The sequence below is a fragment of the Flavobacterium sp. CFBP9031 genome (assembly GCF_034044945.1).
In the GTDB taxonomy this organism is placed as follows: Bacteria; Bacteroidota; Bacteroidia; order Flavobacteriales; family Flavobacteriaceae; genus Flavobacterium.
In genome coordinates, this window is record NZ_JAXCWF010000011.1 from 198,142 (window position 1) to 222,478 (window position 24,337).

At 35.8% G+C, this 24,337-nt stretch carries 10 protein-coding genes; 2 read left to right on the forward strand and 8 right to left on the reverse strand.

Features of this window, described 5'->3' with window-relative positions:
- The first annotated feature begins 2 nt into the window (after nucleotides 1-2).
- On the forward strand, nucleotides 3-5,768 hold the full coding sequence (locus tag SOM12_RS18615) for a hypothetical protein (protein ID WP_320494814.1): 5,766 nt from the start codon (nucleotides 3-5) through the stop codon (nucleotides 5,766-5,768).
- Nucleotides 5,761-7,572, forward strand: coding sequence for a hypothetical protein (locus SOM12_RS18620; RefSeq protein ID WP_320494815.1), 1,812 nt, complete (start codon nucleotides 5,761-5,763; stop codon nucleotides 7,570-7,572). Before SOM12_RS18615 ends, SOM12_RS18620 begins: the two co-directional genes overlap by 8 nt.
- Nucleotides 7,573-7,707: 135 nt before the next feature.
- On the opposite strand, the gene SOM12_RS18625 is transcribed toward SOM12_RS18620, so the two are convergent.
- The 8 genes from SOM12_RS18625 to SOM12_RS18660 all read right to left on the reverse strand — a co-directional run bounded on the left by SOM12_RS18625 (nucleotide 7,708) and on the right by SOM12_RS18660 (nucleotide 23,756).
- Entirely contained in the window at nucleotides 7,708-9,003 is a 1,296-nt protein-coding gene (locus SOM12_RS18625) for a glycosyl hydrolase family 8 (RefSeq protein WP_320494816.1), read from the reverse strand.
- 87 nt (nucleotides 9,004-9,090) lie between these two features.
- The gene (locus SOM12_RS18630; RefSeq protein ID WP_320494817.1) at nucleotides 9,091-10,053 is read right to left on the reverse strand and encodes a glycoside hydrolase family 43 protein; all 963 of its coding nucleotides are present in this window, start codon (nucleotides 10,051-10,053) and stop codon (nucleotides 9,091-9,093) included.
- Between the two features lie 129 nt (nucleotides 10,054-10,182).
- Complete coding sequence (locus SOM12_RS18635) at nucleotides 10,183-11,676, reverse strand: RagB/SusD family nutrient uptake outer membrane protein (protein WP_320494818.1); 1,494 nt, start codon at nucleotides 11,674-11,676, stop codon at nucleotides 10,183-10,185.
- Nucleotides 11,677-11,689: 13 nt separating this feature from the next.
- Nucleotides 11,690-14,698 carry a SusC/RagA family TonB-linked outer membrane protein gene (locus SOM12_RS18640; RefSeq protein WP_095931820.1) on the reverse strand — a complete coding sequence of 1,003 codons (3,009 nt, stop codon included), beginning with the start codon at nucleotides 14,696-14,698 and terminating at the stop codon, nucleotides 11,690-11,692.
- Nucleotides 14,699-15,480: 782 nt separating this feature from the next.
- On the reverse strand, nucleotides 15,481-17,424 hold the full coding sequence (locus SOM12_RS18645) for a glycoside hydrolase family 97 protein (RefSeq protein ID WP_320494819.1): 1,944 nt from the start codon (nucleotides 17,422-17,424) through the stop codon (nucleotides 15,481-15,483).
- Between the two features lie 71 nt (nucleotides 17,425-17,495).
- The gene (locus SOM12_RS18650) at nucleotides 17,496-19,076 is read right to left on the reverse strand and encodes a glycoside hydrolase 43 family protein (RefSeq protein WP_320494820.1); all 1,581 of its coding nucleotides are present in this window, start codon (nucleotides 19,074-19,076) and stop codon (nucleotides 17,496-17,498) included.
- Between the two features lie 49 nt (nucleotides 19,077-19,125).
- Complete coding sequence (locus tag SOM12_RS18655; protein ID WP_320494821.1) at nucleotides 19,126-21,843, reverse strand: alpha/beta hydrolase-fold protein; 2,718 nt, start codon at nucleotides 21,841-21,843, stop codon at nucleotides 19,126-19,128.
- A 182-nt stretch (nucleotides 21,844-22,025) separates the two neighbouring features.
- Complete coding sequence (locus SOM12_RS18660; RefSeq protein WP_320494822.1) at nucleotides 22,026-23,756, reverse strand: glycoside hydrolase family 43 protein; 1,731 nt, start codon at nucleotides 23,754-23,756, stop codon at nucleotides 22,026-22,028.
- Nucleotides 23,757-24,337 lie beyond the last annotated feature (581 nt).

Here is a 24,337-nt window from a genome sequence, read left to right on the forward strand (position 1 = left end):
TTATGAGTGATCTAAAAAACATACAGGACGCACAAAACAGTAACCGAAAACAATCGGCTGCGGTGAACATTGAAATTCAAAAGGCGCAAGCTGCATTGGAGAAACTAAATGCTGACGAAAAGGAAGAACTAAAAAGTCTTAATGAACAAGAACGCGAATCAAAGAAGTTATTCAATGAAAAACAAAGAAACCAAATAATAAAAGATATTGGAGAACTAAGAGATTCAAAAAAATCGATTAAGGCCAACTACGAACAGATAACGAATGCTTTTTTAGCACAACTTGATCCTATAAAAAAGATCACAGAATTAAACGACAACATTCCCATTCTGATGTTTCCGTTACGTTTAGAAACAAGATTCAAATCAACTGGCAATCAAAAACAGCTTTGGTTACGAGTTTATCCCGATGATTGTAATATCAATAGCAAAGAAGAGCTATTATCTGAATCTGAATTGAAAAATGCAAAAGCCTTTTGGATAGAAATGTGGAAAGCAGGCGGCATAAAAGCAGATGAAAAAGCGGCCTGGAGAAGCTTGGTAAATAGCCATGGTACGGGGCGTTCTGCTTATATCATAAAAGAGTATAAACCTGCCAATAGTAAAACTGTAAGGCCTAGCGCGGAATATAAAATTTTTGTGGTAAACTCTTCTCTTTCCTTAAGCTCGGCTGAAAAAGATGCCGCAACAAAATATTGGTCAGCATTTTGGTTTGCCAAAGGCGACACTGTAAAAATTGATAAGGCAAAAGAAATTTTAACCGCGGCAACAAACTCTGCCACAGCAACATCAATACAAGAAAACTATATTCCGGAAAATATTAGTGATGAAATACCTGAAGAACAAGACAGCAGTAAAATCATAATTTCTGAAATCGATCTTCCTGATTATACCGCTAAAAATGGTTCCTGGACACAGTCAGCTAAAACAATGGGACTTCCTAATAAGTTTGTAGTAACCACCTTTGATGGAAATGTAAAAAAAACAATCCTGTTTAATAACCCTGTCAAAGATCATTTGGCTGTAAGTGTGGATCCCTCTTTAACAGGAGATGACCAGCTTAAGAAAGATGATGATAAAAATCTTATTCTCAATGACGAATTGAGCTGGATGGTAGATTTTGAAAAAGCAGAACAGGCTGGAATGGCAACAAAAATAGACCTTACACCTGAGGAAGCGCAAACCGGTTTTAAAAAATTATTTGTTACAGGCATAAGATTCACCTCTGATGAAGCTGATGGCCAAGAACAACTGGAAACCTTATTTACGGATCATTTTTACAGCAAAAATGGTCTTGAACTAATAAAACAGGGAGCACCTACAAATAACACTGAAGACGCACCTGCTGCATACACTTGGACTGATAATGGCGATGATAGTTTTGATTCGTTTTTTAGCAATACTGAAGATTTTGTTTCGGCAGATACACCAGATAAAAAATCAGATGGCGAAAAACTGGCTGATTGCCTTGGAATAGATCCTGCCATATTAAAAAATGTAAAAAATGCCAATGGTAAAGATCAGTTAGAAGCTTACGCTATGAATACGGCACTTTTTCCAGCAACGTTGGGCTATTTTATGGATGAAATGATGGATCCATTATTCACCGACAGGGATATCGAAGCTACCAAAGCATTCTTCTCTGGTTTCGTTTCAGGACGAGGTCCTATACCGGCCATACGAATCGGAAAACAGCCTTACGGAATTCTGCCGATAACTGTCTATTCCAAATTAAATTTCTTAGGAAGAGACAATAACACAGACTTATCCAACAACATTAGAACACCATTTCTGCCAAGACTTCACAGATGGCTGATGAAAATGGACAGCACTTGGGATGAATTATTAATAGATGTCGCACACATAGGCAAAACAACAGATGATGCCCACAAGCTATTATTAAAAATTCTAGCATTGAATGCCAATTCAGTTGAGTTTCATCAGCGCTATGCACAGTCGAAAAATCAAATGCATAATCAGCTAAATCTGCAGCATCATTTTCTTTTAACACCAAAATTTGAAAAGAAAATGCAGGAAAAAGCAAAGCAAATTTTAAATGAGCTTGGAATTGACACCGTTCCTATACTTGAAAAATTCTTTCTGAGTCGTCCTAATCTGTTGAGCGGCCCATTTATTGATGATGTACCCGATTCCGAAACATCTGCTATCCGTCCCTATAGTGCAAACGGATTGAATTATATCGAATGGCTGGTTGCAACAGCAGGCGATAACGTACGCAGAGATGATTTTGGTGATCAAGAAGCCCCGACAGCACTACTCTATTTACTTTTAAAACACGCGCTTACCCAATCACAATCCAATGCAGCGGCAAATGTGTTGGCAACAAACAATCTCATTGCCAGCAGGAAAGTATTTAAAGATCCTGATTTTTTACATGTAGAAGCCAAAGGTATTGGAAAAAGTAAATACGAACATTTATTCAGTACCTATCCTACTATCACTGGAGATGCTACAACGAAATTAATAGATTATATCCAGAAACCCAATATTTTACACAATCTGGCAGAGACGGAACAATTGAAGGAAACAATTGATGCTCTGAAAATACTGGAGAAAACACCAACCGCAAGATTAGAACGTTTATTAACCGAACATCTAGACTGCTGCAGCTATCGCATTGATGCATGGAAAACGGGTTTGGTACAATACAAACTTACGGAACAACGTTTAAGAAACAGCAAAAATACTAAAACCTCAAAAGGCATTTATCTTGGCGCTTATGGCTTGTTGCTGGATGTCGAGCCACAAAATAGAACACTTACAACCGAAGCCCTTACACCTGAACTGAATGAAATATTCAATAAAGAAAACAGTACTCCGCTCCAATCAGACAGCAAAAATCTTGGTTTCATACACGCGCCTTCCTTAGACCAGGCCGCCACCGCTGCTATTTTGCGCAACGCTTATGATAGCAACAAAGATGCCGGCAGCGACAATCCTTTTGCCATAAACCTCACATCAAACAGAGTGCGTGTAGCTGCTAATTTTTTAGAAGGAATGCGTAATGGTCAGCCTCTTGCGGCATTACTTGGCTACCAATTTGAAAGAGGTTTGCATGACAAATACAGTCTTGGCAAAGGTGAAGTAGATAAATTTATTTTGCCTTTAAGAAAAGTCTTTCCGTTGGTGGCAGATAATCTTATAGACACTAAATCAAAACCTGAAGAAAATGAAGAAATGATAGCGGCAAACAATGTTCTTGATGGATTAAAGTTCATTAATTATGTCAGAGAAGCCTCTGTTAAAGTATATCCTTTTGGTTTGGCATCAACTTTTAATTTACCCACGGCCACTCCAGATCAGGCTAAGGCAATAAAAGAAGAACTCGACTACATTATCGATATCAACGATGCGATATCCGATCTTGTAATGGCAGAACAAGTTTATCAGGTAGTGCAGGGAAATTTTGAAAGAGCATCCGGAAACGCAAATGCATTTAGCAAAGGAGATTATCCGCCGGATATTGACATTATCAACACCCCTAGAAGCGGTGTAACCCTTACACATCGAATGGCTATTCAATTCGATAGTGATGCAACCGTAATTTCAGGTGCAATAGCTCGAGCAAAAGCCGAACCTGCTGTTAACAAATGGCTTATCGAAAATTTACCCGCACCAGAAAATGTGATCTGTAATGTAGTCTACAGTACGCCTCTTCAGGCCGATATTCCAATCACCGTTTCTCAAAAAGAATTGGGACTGGAAGCAATTGATCTTTTATACGTATTAAACACAGATACGGAGCAATCAATGACCGAATTGGATGATCGAATATTGAATTTCGTACGCTACACCAAATCAAATCATCCAAAAACAACCATCAAAATAAATTATACCGAAGCTGTAAATACAACAAATAAAGCGAATGTTTCTTTCTTTGAATTGGCTGCCCTAATAAAAAGCTTACGCAAAATATTGATCGGATCTAAAGCGATAACTCCTACTCAGGTGCTGTTATCAACAGAATCTGCAACACCTACTAATCTCGATGATGCGAGATTGAAGACAACGGTAGAAAATTTAATAGCTATTGATTTTGATAGTGTCAAAACAAGTTTAGAAAATATTAGCACCAACACACATTCGTTTACCAGCATTTCGGCACAACTTTCTAATGATATTGGAACACTCCTAACTGACCCATCTATTAAAGACAACATCATTATACAATTAAAATCTGATCTCAAAAACTATCTTGCTGACCCAAATCCTGCTAACAAAGCTACGATCCTGACTGCATTTGAAAATAGTATTAATTCTATAGGTGTTCCTTCAACCATTAATACTTTAAAATCAACCTATGATAACTACCTAGAGCTGTATGCAAATGATTTTGTCCATTTTGACACCTTGGTAAAAGATATTTCTACGCAGTATTTAAAAACAGCCCTTTTTGATAACGTGCAAACAGGAATTGGCTTTATTCATAGTGGCGTGGCTGTTATTTATCAAAATGTATTTACCAAACTAGATATTCTGATAGAAAGATGGAATAAAAAATTAATTGAAGTAGAACTCATAATGTCGGCTTATACTACAACAGCCGATCCTGACGAAAAAATAGAATTACTTCAAAAAGCAGAGCAGCAAATTTCATCTGTTTCTACTTTTCCAGTTTTACCATTGGCTGCTTATAAAACTGCATTTGATACTAAGAAAGCCGATTTTATTAGTTTATTGAATAACATTAAAGCACTAAAAACAAATAACAAAACCACAATTATTGATTTTTTATCAGATGTAAATACAACCATTAAAGAGGTAAGCGTATTCGATACCGTCGCATTTGACACCGTAACCGAAAGTAACAATACTAACACAGAGCTATTGCAATTGGCTTTATTGAAAGAAGATATTGTAGTATCTCTAAACAACCTTCAAAAATATATTGAGAAAAAAATAATCAATAGTAAAGCCTTAATAGCCGAGGCTGATGCAACAGTTGTTAATTCCGATAAAATTGCTGCCCTTATAAAAGCTGCAAAAACAATATTGGGAGATGAAGCTTTACTATTGCCACGCTTTACACTAAATAGTACTTCTGCCGCCGAATTTAATAACGCTCTTACTGATAAAGACCAATTATTAACTTTTATAAAAGCAACAGAAAACAGCCTATTTCCAGTTGAAGACTGGCTGGGAGGAGTTGCCAGAGTGAGAGATAAAGTGCATCATTGGGAAAACATTGTTTTTCTCACCGATGCATTCAAACCAACAGTCGAAGTAAACCTTACTGCCCTACAATTTCCTTATCAATCAAATGATCGCTGGCTGGCTGTAAAATTTAGAGAGGATACCGCCACAGAAAAAGATGAAAATGGCAAATACATCTTTAACATCAAAAATGATAAGCTGCTCTATACGGCACATTTTGCAAAAGATTATGATAACACCAAACCACAATGCGGTATTGTAATAGATGAATGGACAGAAGTAATTCCTGCGAATGAAGAAACAACCGGAATCGCTTTTCATTATGATCAACCTAATAGCGAACCTCCGCAAACAATGTTTTTGGTAACGCCTCCGCAGATAACCGGAAATTGGAAATGGAACGATATCATTGAATCTATGGAGGAAACTCTACAGATGGCTAAAAAACGTGCTGTAGAACCTGCCCAAATAGAAGGTTCAAGATATGGACATTTTCTTCCTGCGACCATAATGGCTGTAAGCATGCATTGGATTACCGCTTCTATCAATCTGGCTCAAAACAATAATATTTATAAAAAAATAAACAATGGTTAGTCCTATTAAAGATATCAGAGAAGCGCTTGAGTTAAAGTTATTCCCTACCGTAATGATGTGGAATAGACTTGAAGGAAGGCCACGCACCCATAATTTTGACCGCGCACTAAAAGCCGAAGTAAGAGATGCATTATGGATGCTTACCAAACAATGGCAAATGGGAGAATTTAAAGCCGATGATGCAGGTTCTCCTGTATTTGCAAAAATTCATATTACCAGTTCGCATTTACAAAAGTACAAAGCGGCTGATAATACTGTTCAAAATTTTGAGAACAATGTCCCTCTCGAAGCAAAAACAGAACAGAAGAAGATCGCTTTTAAAAGAGAAGAAAAAAAAATAAGCATTGATATTAGGCTGCAAATGGGCAGATATTGGTTGCAGTTATTAAAAAAATATGCTCTTAATTATCGAGATATTTATATCGATAATTATGGTTTTACCATGCCGCCAAATAATCGTGATAATGCCTCTATTTATGCTCATAAAAATGTATGGCAACAATATGCCGCTATAAGCGGAAGAGCAATGGATGGCTATGCACTATATGAAAAGATTATTTTGGGCACACCCGCATCTGACGGTATTGTTTTAAGCGATCCTGGACATCAAACAGTACTTGACAATGATCTCGCAAATGACTTTAAGGACTGGTACGCTAAAATATATCTTCAACCGAATGATGAAAAGAATACTGCTTGGCTGCCTAATAAATTAGAATACCAATTTGAGTGTAGCGCAACAGCTGAAAAAACAGAAAAAAAATTGTCTGCTGCAGAATATTATCAAGGACATCCAGATTGGTATGTATTTGATATTAAAGAACAAAAAACGAATAATACAGGAGAACCTCTCAACAAATTCACAGATACCTTTATACCTTCACATATCGCATTTGAAGGCATGCCGGATCGAAGATGGTGGCAATTTGAAGATTCTAAAACCGACCTTGGAGATATAAAACCCTCAACAACAGAACTTTCAAAACTATTATTAATGGAATTCGGATTGGTTTTTGCTAACGACTGGTTCTTAGTACCATACACACTTCCAATTGGTTCTTTAGCCAATATTGAAGGCCTCACAGTGAAAAACAACTTTGGAGAAACGATCTGGATTAAACCAACTGAAGAAATAGGCAAAGAGAATACGAGTTGGAGTATGTATAAATTACATTCAGAAAAACAAAATAATACACTATTTCTCTCCCCAACTGCAATGAAAGTACATGAAAGTGATCCTATCGAAGAAATTGTATTGATAAGGGATGAAATATCGAATATGGTCTGGGGAATAGAAACCGTTATTCCGTCTCCAGCAGGTATTGGCGAAAAAGGAAGCGAAGCGGCATTGCGTGTGCGTCAATTTCATGAAAACATCGTAAACAAAAATACCCCAATTGCAACATTGCCCTATTCAGCCAAAATCAGTTATCAGGCTATGAGCAATGTTCCAGAAAACTGGATACCATTTGTTCCCGTACACAAAAAAAATGATAATAGGGAAACCCAATTACAACGTGCCTCTTTATTAAGAATCATAGAAAAAGATCAGGAAACGCCAAAAAAAATCAAGCCACAATCCAGTATTCTACGCGAAGGTTTGGACGAAATTCCAAAACCATTACCCTATTACATTCATGAAGAAGAAATACCAAGAGCAGGTGTAAAAGTATCGCAATCCTTTCAGCGTACGCGTTGGCTGAACGGAGAGGTATTTGTATGGCTCGGCATGAAAAAGAAAATCGGAAGAGGCGAAGGCAGCAGTAATATGGCTTTTGATCAGATCAAAGATGTAAAAGATTAATTGAGTCATTACCGTTTTGGAACTGCCCTTTTTTCGCATAAAAAAGCTATGGCAGATTAGCATAGGAATTAAAAAAGATAATTTGCCGTACCGCTAAATCTGCCATAATCCTATTTTTTTAGATTAAAAATTTGATTATCCTTTTGGAGCTATAATTTGGTAATTTCCACTAAGATGCATTAAACTGAAGAGATACATTAATCCATCATAATAGGGATCAAAATAACCGTCTTCGTAAGGCTCTAGCTTGGCATTCCAAACCGCACGAACAAAATCGATACTTGCTTTGTCTTTATTTACTAATGATGCTGTAGCTGCTGTTCCTACTAACCCGATTGAATGCCTCAGTTTTTTCACCGGACCCGCCTGAAGAATAAATTCAGGAGTAGAACCATCTAGATTGAACTGATCTTCATAAGTATCTAATCCTTTAGATCTTAAGAAATTTTGAAAACGCTTCGCATAGTCTTCCTGCCATTCTTTATCTTTTCCGTACCAAGTATAATCCATGGCAATGTTCATAGGAACGCGCCAAGAATCATAACGAAATCCCGGAGGCATCCAAGGTGTCGGATGTGGTTCTCCATTAAATTCTGTATAATCTGAATTTAGCCCCGTAACAGGATGGCAGGCTTTATGCAAAAAGTTACGCGAAACATCCGCACATTCTTTATAAAACTGCTCATGTCCGTCTTTGGCATACAAGGCCCATATTTCATAAAAGGCAGGAACATGATAAGAAGGATCTGTCCAATTGTAGCCTCCTCCTTCTGGTACAAAAGAAATTTGCTTATGTTCTGTATTAATAATATTATGCACATTACCCGTTCCGTCTTTTTTCCACATAGCATCTAATATTCTTCTGGCTTCTTTGTAGTAGTCTATTCCGGTATCATTGCCCCATTTATTAGAAGCGAAAAGCAGACTCGTTACATAATACAATTCTCCGTCTGAAGCAGAACCTGGAGAATTTTGTTTTTTAGTCTCTGGATTTACGCTCCAAGCAAAGTAACCTTCTCTTGGTCCATCTTGATGCTGCATGTATTTTACCGACCATCTCCATAGACGATCGAAAACATCTTTTTTATTGAGCTGAACCGCAACCATCATTCCGTATGACATTCCTTCTGTACGAGCATCTTTATTTTTGATATCAGAAACGTATCCTAAAGCATCCCCTTCTTCAAAATAAACTTTATCTGGCCCTTCAAAAACATCATAATAGGCTTTGGCCAGTTTCTTGTCTATTTCAATCTGGCTATAACCTGCTTCTTTAAAAAGATTACGGTATTGCGGTCTTTTTAATGCTGATTTATCCGCTTTCTTTTTATTTTGACTAATAACTAAAAACGGAACCATCACTGCAAAAATCAATAGTAGAAGTCGGGTTCTAATCAGGTATTTATTTGTAAAATCTTTAGCTATAACCATGTTTCTATTTTTATTATTTTACTAGTTAATTGAAAAAAAATTGCGCTTTGAAATCTTTCGTTTCATTAGAAAAATTAAATCTGCTTTTTACTTGATTTTGCTTACTCCTTCTGCAGTTTGTATTATTTTCTGAATAGTGCCATCTTTATTATAATGCATGTAATCTACACAGATGGAACGTCTGTAGCTGCCGCCTGTTGGCAGACTTCCGTTATGATAAAAGAAGTATGATTTTCCTTTATAATCTATAATGCCAGGATGTGTGGTAAAACTATTCTGAACATTTTCCTGAATAATTCCTTGATAATTCCATGGACCCGTAATATTTTTAGCGGTGCAGTATTCTATCATTTCAGGTTTTGTACCTTCACTGGCATATACTAAATAATAAAGTCCTTTTCTTTTATAAACCCAAGGACCTTCAATGTAATTTTTAGGTTTAAAAGTGGTAATAGATCCATCTAGCTCTATCATATTCTTTTTAAGTTTAACCCATTTACAGCTTCCATTGCCCCAGAACATATAGGCTTGCCCGTCGTCATCCACAAACACAGTCGGGTCAATATCATCCCAACCGTACGTCATATCGGTTGTCATTTCGTTTATTATAAGGGCTTTTCCAATTGCATCTTTAAAAGGGCCTGTAGGACTATCTGAAACCGCAACACCAATTGCTGCACCGCCTTGGCTTACCTCATCTTTTTTATGAAATGTCGAAACAAACCAATAAAACTTTCCGTCTCTCTCGATGCATTGAGCTGCATAAGCATCGCCCGTTGCCCATGAAAATGTGCTAGGCGAAAGTAGCGCTCCGTGATCTTTCCAGTCTTTCATGTTTGTTGTCGAAAATACATGCCAGTCAGCCATTTTATAATTAGTATCCTCTTGAGTTGCTACATCGTGTCCTGTATATAAATACAAGATTCCCTTATGTACAAGAGGAGCAGGATCTGCTGTAAAGATGTCCTTAATAATAGGGTTTTGTGCTTCTATGTTTACTGTAAAAAAACAAGAAATGATCACCAATAAAATTTTACTTATATTTTTCATTTTTTGATTCAATTAATTCAAAATGCCATTTGATTTTTCTTCGATAGTATTTCTCTAAACAATAAACAGCGCAATAAATGCGCTGTTTATAAAAACTAACTTAACTTAAACTAACCAAAATTTAAAGCCTTAATAACCAGGATTATTATCACTAGGCTTTATTTTAGGATTAGACGAGGTTTCTCTGTTTGGTATTGGCCATAACTCGCTTTTACCAGCAGTAAAACCTGTTCCTTGTAATACAGTGTTTGCTATACCCCATCTTATAATATCATCAAAACGAGATTGTTCTCCGGCAAATTCTACTTGACGTTCGTGAACAATTGCTGCAAAAACAGCCTCTTTTGTTGGAGCAATGTTAGTGGTCAGGTTGGCTCTGTCGCGCACCTGTTTGATATATTCTATTGCCACTGTCTGCGAACCGCCATCTCTTTGGTTTTCACATTCTGCTTTCATAAGCAGCACGTCGGCATAACGCATTACTTTAAAGTTGATGCTTGATCTTGTTGCTTCATCTTCTCTATTGTAATAGTTTTGATATTTTTTCCAGCCTGCTCTTCTAATACCTGCAGAGGTTGTAAAATTACCTGCTACCATTACTTTGGTTCCTTTTAAATAAGACGATCCTGGCACATAAAAAGTATCTCCAAAACGGTTATCACCTGCTTCATACGAATCTAAAAGATCGTCTGACGGATAAACATTATACCAGCTAAGATTTCCATATTCCTGACCTCTTAGTGTTGACTCCTCAAAGCCTGTTCCTCCACTATCACCAACAGCACCCCATTGATCGCCAGTTCCATTTTTTTCATCAAACTCAATTTCAAAAATCGATTCTTTACCATGTTCCGTTTCTTCCATAAAGTTGTTGTAAAAATTCCCTTTATCTTCCAGACTGAAACCTGTCACATTATTAAACGCTGCTAAAGCTTCAGTATATTTCTTTTGATATAGCAATACTTTACCCAATTGTGCATAAGCGGCTTCTTTATTGGCTCTTCCTGCTGATTCTGATGCTCTTGGCAAAAGATTTTGAGATGCAAATACAAGATCCTCTTCAATCAAAGCATAAGCCTCTGCTTTAGGGCTTCTTGCATTTCCAACAATAGTATTTGTTTTATAAATTGGCAAATCGCCAAAACGTTTTACTAATAGAAAGTAATAGTAAGCTCTTAAGAAATGAGCTTCTCCTAAATATTTGTTCTTTTTTTCCTGAGATAAAATAGAAGCTGGAAGAGCGTTAATTTTCTGCTCGTTATCTAGCACAAAATTCGCTCTGGATATTCCCATATAACAAGATTCCCAGTAATATTGAATAATATCATTTCCTCCGTTAAAAGAAAAATCCTGAAAAGGTTTCTTGTTACCCTCTAACTGCGGGTTCCCTAAAGCGTCATGCCCCATAAGATCCATCGCAAAGAAAAGATTTCTTCCATAAAGCCCTCTGGTCTGAAGATTTGCATAAGAAGCATTTACAGCAGACTGCACCTGTGCCTCAGTTTTAAAGAAAGTTTCAGGCGATAAAGCATTGGGATTGCTTAATTCTAATTCGCCCGTGTCACATGAAGTTATGGTTAAAACTCCAGACAATACTATAAGTATATATTTAATTTTTTTCATCGTCTTTTAAATATTAAAATGTAACATCAATTCCAAAAATCACCGATTTTGGCTGTGGATACCTTCCTAAATCAATACCTGCTGAGTTCGCATTAGCATCTGCACGTGCAATTTCTGGATCTAGACCTGAGTAATTTGTAATGGTAATAAGGTTCTGTCCGCTTACATAGAATCTTGCTTTTGAGAAATAGCTTTTAAAAGCATCACCAGATAGTGTATATCCTAAAGCGATGTTTTTTAATCTCGTAAAAGAACCATCTTCTATATAACGCTGGTTTGCAGAAGACCAGTTAATATCTGCACCTTGAGCTCTTGGCAATGTTGCAGAAGGATTGGTAACAACACCATTGACAACATTTGCTCTATCTAAAACATCTGTGCTGGCATTAAACAAACGGTTCATTCCTTTTAAATCAAAAGTATTTGCATTGTAGATATCATTACCTGCCACACCCGTTATAAAGCAATTGAAATCAAAGTTTTTGTACGCTGCGCTAAGGTTCAAACCATAGGTAAAATCAGGATACGGATTTCCGATGTTTGTTTTATCATCTGAATTGATCACTTTATTTCCATCACGATCAACAATTTTAATATCACCCGGTTTTATAGATGTCTGTCCTGGGCCAAAAACAGCGTCTACTTCTGCTTGATTTTGATAAATTCCATTGGTCTGATATCCATAAAAGTAAAATAGCGGCTGACCTACTTCTAATCTTGAAAAATTCTCTAAACCTGCTCTTGGTGAAGGTCCGCCTAAAACGCTCGATACCCCTGGAGCTAAACTCACTACCTCATTTTTACTAGTACCTAAATTTGCCACAGCAGACCATGTAAAGTCTCCTTTTCTGTCGTTGTAACCAATCGAAACTTCAAAACCGCTTACTTTTACGTCAGCAATATTTTGAATCTGCGTTCCACCGCCTGCAGATCCAACAGAAGCTGCAAGGGGAACTGCAAAAAGAATATCGCTACTCTTATTGTTGAAATATTCAAATGAACCCGTTAGCTTTTCATCAAAAAATCCAAAATCAAGACCAATATTTCTATCTAATTTTGATTCCCATTTTAAGTCTGGATTAGCTGCCACTCCCAAAGAAACTCCAGGTGCATTCGCTCCTCCAATTGGATAATTGTAATTTGCTATTAAAGTAGCGCTGTATTGGTAATTTTCTATTCTGTCATTTCCTGTTGTTCCTGTACTAGCTCTAAGTTTTAATGTGCTGAAAATAGAATTTTGCATGAAATTTTCTTTCGCTATATTCCAACCCGCAGCAACAGAATAAAAATTACCCCAACGATTATTTGATCCAAAACGAGAAGATGCATCTCTACGTCCTGAAACTGCCAGCATGTATTTGTCATCGTAGTCATAGTTAATACGAACAATATACCCTAAGTTTTTTTCTTCATAATTTGCAGATCCTAAACTTCCTTCATTATATCTCAACTGATCAATTTCATTTGAAATATAGTAACGGCTGCCAGCTGCAACACTTTGCGATTTCCCATCAATTTTAGTAATAACTCCTAAAACTTCCAGATTATGTTTGTTTGCGATCGTAGTTTTATAAGTCAAACTATTATCAAAAACGATCGTCTGCCCTTGAGAATTTGTTTCGTTTGTTGAAGAAAACGCCTGCTTGTGGTAAGAACCATCCTGAAAACTCGGAATGAAAGTGTGATCTTTACCTGTATAATAATCTAAAGAAACTTGTGATCTGAATTTCAAACCCTTGTAAATTTCTAATTCAGCATAAATGTTTCCAATTATAGATAAGTTGTTTATTTTCTGATATCCTAAATTAGCTACACGAACAGGATTTTCTGCGTCATTGCCATCAATAGCGCTCGGTCCTTGGTAACCGCCTAAATTATCTTGATTATATATTGGTAAATAAGGTGCCATTTTTATAGCATGTTCTAATAATGTTCTTCCTCCTGCAGTACGTTCTGGATTAATAGTACTAAAAGAAACCCCAATATTGCTTCCTATTTTTAATTTACCAATATCTTGCGTATTATTAGCTCTAAAAGAATAACGTTCGAAACCTGTATTAACAATGGCTCCCTCCTGTTTCATATATTCAGCAGAATAGCGGCTTGTAGAATTCTCTGTACCATTTGAAAAACTCAAATTGTAATCCTGCATAAGTCCTGTTTGAAAAATCTGGTCTTGCCAGTTGGTATTTATGTTTCCAAACTCAGCTGCTCTAGCCGTTAAATCACTTCCTAAATCTTTAGCGTATTGAAGGTATTGCTGTGTATTTAAAACATTATATCTTTTTGTCACTTCCTGCCCTCCAACGTAAGTACCAAAGCTTAACTGACCTGGTCCTTTTTTACCTTTTTTGGTAGTCACCATAATAACACCATTAAAAGCTTTAGAACCGTATAAAGCTGTAGTCGAAGCGTCTTTTAAAACAGAGATGCTCTCAATGTCATTAGGGCTTAAGCCAGAAAGATTTCCAGTTAAAACTCCGTCAATTACATAAAGCGGAGCACTGTTTCCCATGGTAGCCAGACCACGAATACTAACTGTAGGATTAGAGCCTGGTGCACCATTTACAACGGTAACCCCTGCCGCACGTCCTTGTAGTGCAGATTCAGCATTTGTAATAGGTACAGCGGCAATATCTTTTGAGCTTACCGTAGAAACTGCACCAGTAACCTTAGTTCTCTTTTGAGTACCATAGGCTACTACAACTTCATTTAAATTTTGTGTAGATTGAACAAGAGTTACATTGATTGAGCTTCTTTCGCCCACAGTAATAGTCTGTGATACTAAGCCCACATAAGAAAAAGTTACTTTATCGGTTGGATTAACTCCTTTTAAAGAGTATTTACCGTCAAAATCGGTTGATGCGCTATTCTGCGTTCCTTCTACATTAATACCGGCACCAGGTAACGGAAATCCTGATGGGTCGGTAATCACGCCATGAATGGTCTTTGATTGTGCCATTATACTATGACTGCCCACGATCAGCAGTCCGATTAGTGCAATTTTAAGTTTTAAGTTCATTTTAATAGTTTTTTGTTTGGTTTAAATAGTTAATGGTTTGTTTAAGTTACTTGTAATAAAAGTTCATTGATGGTATTTTTATTTGGTTATTTATTTTGAAATCTTTTCATTTTTGAAAAAATTGATTTCCGAAAATTGTAATATTTTGGTAACAAATATAAAAAAACAATCAATAAAACAATCGGTTGCATTGTATTTTATTTAAAATAAACACAAAAAAAAACTAAAATAAAAACATTAAAAATATTTTTAAGCTTAAAAAAATAATAATAATTTATTTTGAAAATAAATTTCAAATAAATTATAATAATTCAGTAGCTAACTGACCAATTTTCTACAAAAAATATAATATAAGAAAAATCTAATATTTTAATATAAATAGGATTATAAAATAAGTAATATAGTACTAAAATGAGTTAAAAAGCATTCTTTTACAATTTATCTTATAAAGAAAAAGCAACAAAAACGGCAAGGAAAACAAAAACAACAATCGGTTGTTAAAAATGACAAAACCTACTTAAGGCTATTTGTAGCGCTACAAAAAACAAAAAAGCCCGATGCGATTAATGCCATAATCTGCATCGAGCTGTAATTTTTTGATAAGCCTTTTACGTTTATCGCAAATAACTCTAGAAATCCTTTTTGGTATAAGTTCTATCCGTCTAAAGTCTTGTTTGGTTTCTTCATTAAAAATACCCCAAATAGTATCTAACTTTTTAGGGCACTGACTTTTGATCAAACAAATCAGATTAACTGATTTTAATAGTACTATTCAAGTTGTTTTAATTGATTATTACAATCCCTCCATTGCGAGGTATTTTTATTTCTACTTCTTTGTTTTTATTTATTTTAAGTGCATTTACTTTTCCATTGAGCTGATCATCATCTGTATAAGAATTTACCGCTGTCCCAGAAGAAAACATGTCTAATTTTAGTTTTGTTCTAAGGGTTTTATTTTCAGCATTAATTCCAGCGATATACCACTTTGCTCCTTTCCTTCTGGCCAGCAATACATATCTGCCTGGATATCCATCCAAAAAACGAACCTCATCCCAGACTGTAGACACTTCTTTCATAAATTTTATAGCCCAATCTGGAGCGTCATGCAAATTATTTGGCGCTAAGGCAAAATGCTGCACGCCGCTTTGAAAAAGCACTGAAGTAGCCAAAGCAAACACATCAGAAGTCATTCTTTTTGAACCTTTATTGGCAATGTTATCACTGTTGTAGAATTTATTTAAAGCGCTTCCTCCAAAATCCATGCTTCCAACCGTATTTCTAATAAAAGTATGCGTTGCTGCATTTACAGCTTCATTATCACAGCTTTGCTGCCCAAAATGCAGATTCTCACTTGCCAAAACCGCTTCGCTAGACGCAAAATTAGGATACATTCGTTCCCAACCTCTTGGTAAGGTACAGCCATGAAAAATGACCATAATTCCAAAATCATTCGCATCTGTTAAAATATCTTCATATAATTTCATCGTTACCTGCTTATCACCTCCAAAAAAGTCAACTTTAATGCCTTTAATCCCAATGCTATTCATCCATGCCATTTCTCTACGTCGGATAGCGGCATTATCCATTAATCCCCTCGGTCCCTGCGGAGCATCATTCCAATACCCATTTGAATTGTACCACAAATAAAGTCCTACGCCTTTCTGCGCGCCGTATGCTGCTAATTCTGCTATTTTTTCACGACCTATCTGCGTATCCCAAAGCGCATCAACTAAAACAGTTTCATATCCCATCGAGGCACTAAAATCGATATACTGTTTTTGCACAGGAAAAGTGGTATTATCATCCATTTTTATAATCCAGCTCCAAGTGCCTTTTGTATATCGATATTCTTTAGATGCTTTATATTTTGGTTTAACCAAATCAAACGGAACTGTAGTCTCGACAATAGGCGCAAGTGTTTCTCCTATTGTGATAGTGCGCCACGCTGTTTCTCCCGTAAGTGATATTCCTGGTGCTGTTGTTCCGTTTCCGTTATTCTCTCCCGGCATCGGAAATCCAATTGTATATAACCCATTTTCATGTCCAATTAATCTGCTTGCACAATAACCGCTATCTACACCTGTTTCAGAAATTAAGACCCATCCGCTGTTATTTACCTTAAATAGACATGGAAATGTATATCCATTTCCTAATCCATTTTTTCCGACTGCATCATCTAGTGTATAGGAAGTCTCGTAACTAGGTGCAGTCCTAGCAAATCCTGTCATTGGATTACTTTGCGGACAAAGAAATGTAGTAGTTCCTTTTGGCAATAAAAACCCTGAGACCTCTTCTTGAACTACACCCGAAAGTGTTTCTTTCTGTGGATATAATTTATATTTAAATGCCACATTGTTGTTGCTGACTCTAAAAACAACATCAAGGACGGATGCATTATCTTTTGTGAATGAAAAAATGGCTTCGTTTGCTATATAATGAACGTTGCTTTGTTTTATATTGCGCAATTGGTAAGTCTCGTCTATTTTATTTTGTTTCACATCTGCCTGTAAAGACAAGCCTGAGCTAAAATCTCCTGCATTTGTTTTTAATCCTAAAGGAGATTTTTCTATAAAACTCTTTTCATTGTATGTAACGGTGTAGAATGGAATTCCATTACTTATAGAAACCGAAACTATGAGTTTTCCGTCTGGACTTTTTATCGTCGGCTGAGCATTTAGTTTCAAAAATCCAACTAAACAGAAGATTATTAAACTTTTAAGATTCATAATTATAGATTTATCTTTTGATAAAGGAATTTTTAAAGTGTTTTTTTTTTATATAAGTATACAGATACAGTTTACTTTGTTTCTGAAATTTTATCATTCAATCGGAAATAATCAAAATCTGCGTAACCTCCAATTGTTTTAGAAGCGTAATTAAACAGCCCAAATCGATAGCCCATAAAATGAGGAATTGTGTACGGCATCTTTATTGGTTTCCCGATACTAATCCATTTTTTACCATCTAAACTGTAATAAAACTTCCCTTGGTCTACTTGATCTTTAAAATTGCATTCGGCTTTAAAATAGATCTTGTCATGATTTAATAAAACACTTTCTATTTCTTTTGGATTTCCATTTTCAGCATTTATCATGATGATTTTTTTCTTGCCCTTCTCGACTTTTACTCCAACGAGACCAAAATCTTTTTGTAGCAACGAAAGTCCTGCAAAATCTCCTTCTTTCATATTTGAAAGTTCCAACATAGTAGATCCCGAACATACAGGCCCAAAAGTTCTTTGTGTCAGAATGTTTTTTACCTGCGTAAAACTGCTGTCTATTCTGGATGTTTTTAATCTTAAGTAACCTTTTCTTTCTTTTACAGACCAAAACTTATTATCTGGATTATGATTCCATTGCCAAACCAGCGGCAAATCATGCTCTCCATTTTTACGGGTAAATTCATCTGAGTTTACAATTCTGGTAATCAGGCTTTTATCAACAGGAAGATCTAGATTTTCTGGCACTTTACCATTTTCTCCCAATATCGGCCAACCGTTTTCCCATTTTACAGGAACCAAATACGGAATACGGCCAACACCTCCTGCATCTCTAAATAAATAAGAAAACCATCTGCCGTCTGGAGTATCAATAAGTCCGCCTTGCGCTACACCTAAATCCTGCAGTCCAATCTTTCCTTCCCAAGGTCCTGCAATCGAATCTGCTCTATGTATGATTACGGTGCGCATGCCGTTTTTGGGCCAGCAGATATTAAATAAATAATATTTTCCTTTAATTTTAAAAAGCTGTGATCCTTCAGCTGGCAGCATTATATCGCTTTTCGCAGGTTCATTGGCATTTTCTATTAAAACTTTTTTAGTCTCTTCCTTTACTTCTGATAAATCTTCTTTTAGTTCAACTATTTGAATCTTTCCGCCTCCACAGACAAGGTAAACTTTACCATTATCATCAAAGAAAAGCGAATGATCATGGTACGAATTGTTTAACACAATTCTTCTCCAAGGTCCTTTTTCAATATCTTTTGTAGAAAAAATATACGTTTTGCCTGTTGTTCCCGAAAAAGTACTCACATAATATACATCGTTATGATAGCGCAGACTGCTTGCCCAAGAACCTCTACCGTAGTCATTTTTTCCATGATCTAAATTCAATCGATCATCATTATCTTCTAAAGTTTGGTAAGCGTAATTTACAAGATGCCAATTCACTAAATCTTTAGATTTCATAATAGGAACACCAGGATTCATATGCATCGTTGTACTACTCATATAATATGTGTCGTTTACTCTGATTATGGATAAATCTGGCACATCTGCAAAAATAATGGGATTTTGAGCTTTGTCCTTTTGAGCCTGACTTGCAAAAATATTCATTGTAATGGCTAAAATAGCATATATAAAATCTTGTATTTTTATCATAATTTCTTTTTTCGGTATTTCTAAAAAAATATCTGAAAGGAATATTAAACTAATTGAATAACAACTGCGAATACAGCAATAAATCATGTCTCCACACTGGCCATGTGTGTCCACCAGAATATTCGCTATAGCTATATTTAAGACCGAGCTGATCAAACTTTTTCATCATTACCTGACAATTCTCGTAGGCGATGTCTTCCTTTCCTCCCATCGAAATCCACAATTTTATTAGATTACTATTAATAGACTGTGCATTACTTTTTATAAACTCATATTGAGGATCGGCTAATTTTGGGTTATTTGCCCACCAGCCTGAACTGAATACGCCGAGACTTGAGAACAGTTCCGAATTTTTAATTCCTGCATAAAGTGTCTGCAGTCCTCCCATTGACAAACCTGCTAAAGCTCTATTTTTACTATCGGTTGCAACTTTAAAATTACTTTCTACAAAAGGTATAGCTCCGTTTTTTAATTCGTTTTCAAATGCTTTTAATGTTTCTTTGCTAAAACCAGCAATACCGCCTGCATTTCCCATATTTCCATCAAGCATTACAATCAGCATTTTCTTTGCTTTATTTTCTGCAATCAGATTATCTAAAATTAAATTAGCCTTTCCTTGAGCGCTCCATCCTCTCTGGTCTTCGCCTCCTCCATGCAGAAGATATAAAACAGGAAATTTTTCAGATGCGGTTTCATATCCTGGCGGTGTATAGACATACATTTCGCGCCATGAATTAGTTGCTCTCGAAAAGTATTTCATTGTTCTTACCTCACCATGCGGAACGTTTTTCAAGTCATAAAAATCTCCATCTCTTTTAGGAATTTCTATTCCGCTTGCCATGCGGCCCATTCCATAAAAGGTTTCACTTGACGGATCTGCAACTGCCACACCGTCAATTAAAAGGGAGTAATAGTTAAATCCTCCATTTATCACATCGGTTGTAACACTCCAAACGCCCTGTCCGTCTTTCTGCATATCGTACTTTCGTCCCAGATCTATCTGCACTTTCAAAGCTTCAGGCGCGCTAACTTTAAAGATTACCCTGTTATCAGGCAATATCTGAGGATACTTAGCATTACGAATATTCGTTTGGGCTGTCGTTCCTAAAACGGTATATTTTGCAAAACTCGATTCATCAACGGGTTTAAACAATAACTGCGAAAACATGTATAAACTGTTTTTCCATACTTTAAAATCGTGAACTCCAGGCTCCAGATAATAAATGTGCGGCACATTATTTTTAAATAAATAATCGTGGGTGCGTCTACTGTTTTCAATCAGCCAATCATTATCTCCGCAAGAAATCCAAAGTAGTTTCAGTTTCTTTTTAGTTTCTTCAGGATTAGGAACTAACTCTTCTGTTTTCTTAGTATTTGGAGCCGACGAAAATCCGCCGATCCATGCAAACTTGTCTAAATTTCCTAAACCGAAATTCAGAGACTGTCCCCCTCCCATAGATAATCCTGCAATGGCACGATGTTCTTTGTCCTTGAAGACATAGTATTTTTTTTCAACAAAAGGAATTAAATCATTTAATAGATCTTTTTCAAAATCTGCAAATGCCTGTACTTTATCTGGTGCCATTATATTTCCAGAAGCGCTGTCCTCTTTCATGGCTCTTCCGTTTGGCATTACAACAATCATTGGCTGGAGTTTTCCTTCTGCATAAAGATTGTCCAATATAATCTGCGGACTTCCTCCCTTCAACCATTCTTTTTCGTCTCCTCCAATTCCGTGTAAAAGATATAAAACTGGGTATTTTTTATTTTTAGCAAACCCAGGTGGCGTATAAATAGTTGCTTTTCTAACGGTTCCAACCGTCTTCGAATTATAACTTACCGTTTCTACTTTTCCATCTGGAACTGCTGGATTCAACTGATCAAAACCTATAGGCGCCTGAACTATAAAAGGCTCTTTCGAATTATCTGATTTATACCCTAATAACGAAAGCATTTTTTCTGCATAGCGATTTCCTAATTCTCTATAGCCTGCTGCATTAAAATGGAGCAAATCTGAAGCCACTGCACAACCTTTTGACGAAATTACATAAGACGTTGGAATGGTCTGAGGCAGTGTCGCAATAATTTTATTCATGCTCGCACATTTGCCGTTTTGATCTTCATGAACGGTCTCTCCAGAAAGTAAAGGCACTTTTTTAGGATCTAAATTGAGATCCTTCATTAGGTTGTCATACACTATTTTGACCTTTTTTGTCCATAATGTGTCACCTGTATTTGATTCTCCTTGGTGTAACAATATTCCTTTTATAACGCCTTTTTTCTGCGCTATTTTTGCCATTTCAACAAGTCTAGCGTATGGGCTTCCATTATATTCTTTGATCATTCCGAGCATCCAGTCTGGCGCTGTTTTCATGTAGTTTTCGAAATTATCTTTATCAAAAAGCTCAATTTTACAACCTCCAACTGCAACATTTACCACTCCTACTTTTATATTTTTAGGAAGATTGGCAACCATTGTTCTTCCAAAAAAATCTGTTAGTGTTAATCCGGTTTTACATCGGCATAACGGCGGTATCGCTGTGTACCATTGGCCCATCTTGCGATTTAATTCTGGGCAGTTTACCGCTTCTAAAACCTGAAAACGAGGATCTACATTTATCTTGTGTTCAGCTTCTATTGGCGCAGCGCCCTCCATATTTGACTGTCCAAAACTCAAATAGATATGAAAATTTGGGTCTTGAGAATATCCATTATATCCTGTAAAAAAAAGAACTGTAACTGCGAAAAACTTAAGTATTGATTTCATGATATCTTGTTAAATCTGCTTTTATTAAATAAGTTTAAATCTACTGCTTCCCCGATTCTTTGGTATCCAAGAATCAGTTTCTGATGCCCTTTCTTTGTCAAAATCAATTACTGCATCAAAGATGTTTTTTCGGATCCATGCATTTGAGCTCAATCCAGTGATCCTGCTGCTGTTTTTGTATTTTATTTCGGAATTGCATTATTGGATGCAGTAGCATATAAACCTACCAAAGCTCCTGTAAATCCTCCCGCTACATTTGTTGAAAGAATATCTCCTGAGACTGCACTTCCCAGATTTTGAAAATCGGTACCATTTAAAGCGTAACTAAACTGATAATTATCTCCTATTGCTTTTACTTTCAAGTTCATTACACCCTTACTCTCAATTTTTGTACTAGCTATAATTTCTGATTGGCCATTTTCTGTTCTTTCCAGTAGAACATAAGTATCTTTTTCTTTTTTAGTTACTCCAAAAACATAATTAAAGTGTTCATTTTGAAGACATACTATTCCTGCCAAATCTTTTTCAGAGTTAGGTTTATACTCTAATGTGGTTTCAAAAGAAAAATTATTGTGCTGCTGTCTGTAGAATAATGTCGAAGTTGGCTTTAATTCTTTGATATTGACAGGAAAGGGACTAATCTGCAATCCTGTTTTAACAATAGAAATAAAATGCTCTCTTGGGCCTCTCAATCCTATCCATCTGTAATCTAGCTTTTCTGAGGTGAAGTTCTCTGTAAATGTAAAATTGCCATTAGGAAAAAAACCATCTTTACCAGTTTTATTTAATACACCATTTGGCATCTTCAATTTTGGTCCCATTGGAACTAGGCCATTTTCAAAAACAGGAAAAGTCCCCGACCAGTCTACGGGCAACATAAACGTTTCTCGTCCAGCATTTACTCTGTCTTTTTCATTGGGACGAATTCCTAAAAATACGCCATAATATTTATTATCAGGACCAAGTACTAAATCAGCATGCCCTGCCCAATCTACTTTATCGGGCCTATTTTGAGGGAAATATCTTTGAGTAAGAATCGGATTATTGGATGCTGGCTTAAAAGGGCCTTTTGGACTATCACTAATAAAAATAACCTCACTATGATTTCCTCCTGTACCTCCTTCGGCACACATTAAATAATAATGATTGTCTTTTTTATATAAATGAGGAGCTTCTATCCATATGGGTTTCTTAGAAAGATCAACTCCACCATCCACTATAATTTTATCTGTACCAGGAATAACCTGATCTTTCTCTAGATCGTATTCCCAAACTTTAATCACACGATGCCCCTCGTATAATTCTTTTCCTTTATCTGGAGCATCATTGTGCACCACATAACCTTTGCCGTTATCATCAAAGAAAATAGAAGGATCAATTCCGTTAAAAGCCAGTTTAATTGGACTTCCCCAACCTTTTTTCGGATCTTTAGTTTTTACAATAATATTGCCCATATTTCCTGTAAATGCCGTTACAATCATATAGAAAGTATCATTGTGAGGGTTATAAGTAATTCCAGGCGCATAAACCCCAGCACTGATGCCTGTATCATGGGGGTTAAACTCTGAAACATTATTCAATACCCCACCTAAATCAGTCCAGTTTACTAAATCTTTAGAATGAAAAATTGGCACTCCTGGAAACATGGCAAATGAAGAACACACCATATAATAATCGTCTCCTTTTCTTGTAATGGCTGGATCTGGATAACATCCCTGCAGAACTGGAGAATAAAATTCATCTTCTTTTAATGGATTGTTTTTATATATCTGGTCATCTCCCTGATATACCACATTCGAAAATACTGGAGCCTGTTTGTTTGTTTGTTTCTTTGAATTTTTCTCCTGAGCTGTTAATGAGAAAACACATAAAAATCCTATTATGAATAAAAAAGGTAATTTTCTTGTAATCATTGTTCATTGTTTTTGGTTTCTTTTAAGCTGATACACTATTAAGCAAAAATTGGTTAAAATTTTATAAGTGTATTTTTAACAAATATAAAAAAAATATTATTAAAACGCAATCGGTTGTGTTTTATTTAATTGCATACTACAAAAAAATAAAGCCAAAAAAAAGAAATTATCGCATCATTAAGGCTTAAAAATTGAATTTTAATCAAATACATCTGCACCATTGTAGACATATTTGCCAAAAAAGAATATGTTTATCTGATATTCCTAAAGAAAACATAAAAAACACCTACTTGATTTCTTATTTAAAAATTACTAAAAGCTATTTATATTATTTAAAGATTACAATTTGAAGAATAAATTTAGTTTTATAAAAAAAAGAAAACTGCTGTTACATAGAATGCATGGCAGTTTTTTGGAAGATCAATTTATATTTTTTCGAAGATTCGAGAATAAGCCTATGAAATCGTCAATGTAGCCACTCTGCAATATCGTAAATCGTTACAGGTCTATGTTCTTCCATTTCCTATACAATAAGTAGTATATATAATTTTAAGAGGAAATAAACCTCTACGAAATATTAT

Coding starts and splice junctions, on each gene's coding strand:
- SOM12_RS18615 (WP_320494814.1), top strand. CDS start 3: ATGAGTGATCTAAAAAACATACAGGACGCACAAAACAGTAACCGAAAA.
- SOM12_RS18620 (WP_320494815.1), top strand. CDS start 5,761: ATGGTTAGTCCTATTAAAGATATCAGAGAAGCGCTTGAGTTAAAGTTA.
- SOM12_RS18625 (WP_320494816.1), bottom strand. CDS start 9,003: ATGGTTATAGCTAAAGATTTTACAAATAAATACCTGATTAGAACCCGA.
- SOM12_RS18630 (WP_320494817.1), bottom strand. CDS start 10,053: ATGAAAAATATAAGTAAAATTTTATTGGTGATCATTTCTTGTTTTTTT.
- SOM12_RS18635 (WP_320494818.1), bottom strand. CDS start 11,676: ATGAAAAAAATTAAATATATACTTATAGTATTGTCTGGAGTTTTAACC.
- SOM12_RS18640 (WP_095931820.1), bottom strand. CDS start 14,698: ATGAACTTAAAACTTAAAATTGCACTAATCGGACTGCTGATCGTGGGC.
- SOM12_RS18645 (WP_320494819.1), bottom strand. CDS start 17,424: ATGAATCTTAAAAGTTTAATAATCTTCTGTTTAGTTGGATTTTTGAAA.
- SOM12_RS18650 (WP_320494820.1), bottom strand. CDS start 19,076: ATGATAAAAATACAAGATTTTATATATGCTATTTTAGCCATTACAATG.
- SOM12_RS18655 (WP_320494821.1), bottom strand. CDS start 21,843: ATGAAATCAATACTTAAGTTTTTCGCAGTTACAGTTCTTTTTTTTACA.
- SOM12_RS18660 (WP_320494822.1), bottom strand. CDS start 23,756: ATGATTACAAGAAAATTACCTTTTTTATTCATAATAGGATTTTTATGT.